Raw genomic sequence first — 648 nt, 5'->3', positions numbered from 1 at the left:
GACGGCGCCGCGGCGACGGGCGCCGGTCCGGCGGGTGCAGCCGGGGCGGGTCCCGGCGCGGGCTCCCCGGCGCGCGGTGCGGGCGGCGCGTCCCGCGAGGACGGGGCCGGCGGGGCCTGACGCCCCCGTGTGCCGTCCGGCGGCTCCGGCGACGCGGCCGTCAGGGTCCGCCGGTGATCCCGCCGGTGAGGTCGTCGAGCGCGTCCTCGTACGCCCGGTCGCACGCGGCCTGCGCCGAGACGGTGAGCGCGCCCGACAGGCACTCCTGCCGGGCGGTCTCCGCCGGCCACAGGGCGAACGAGCCGAGCGTGCCCGCGCCGAGCAGGCCCGTGAGCGCCAGGCCCGCCACGAGCAGCGGCAGCAGGCCGCCGCGCATCCGCGCCACCGCGACCGCCCGCAGCGCCCGGATCCCGGTGACCACCGCGCCGGCCAGGAACGCCACGGTCGCGACGCGCCAGGGCAGCGGCAGCAGGCTGACCGCGACGCCCGCGAGCAGCCAGACGCCGAAGTGCCGCACCAGCCGGCCGACGCGCAGCACCGCCTCGGGGTCCGGGGGCGGTGGCGGCAGCGGCGGACGTGCCGCCCCGGTGCCCGGGCGGGCCGGCGGCAGCGCCGGCCGTGCCCCGGTCGCGGGGCCGGCGGGCGGCA

At 83.0% G+C, this 648-nt stretch carries 1 pseudogene; it reads right to left on the bottom strand.

What is annotated here, in order from left to right:
• Positions 1 to 160: 160 nt before the first annotated feature.
• Positions 161 to 648 (bottom strand): annotated as a pseudogene (locus AAHH18_RS18245) (hypothetical protein); the annotation flags it as partial.

Source organism: Cellulomonas olei (assembly GCF_039548315.1).
GTDB lineage: Bacteria > Actinomycetota > Actinomycetes > Actinomycetales > Cellulomonadaceae > Cellulomonas.
The sequence above is the reverse complement of the archived record's forward strand: the minus strand, read 5'-3'. Positions and strand labels throughout refer to the sequence as shown.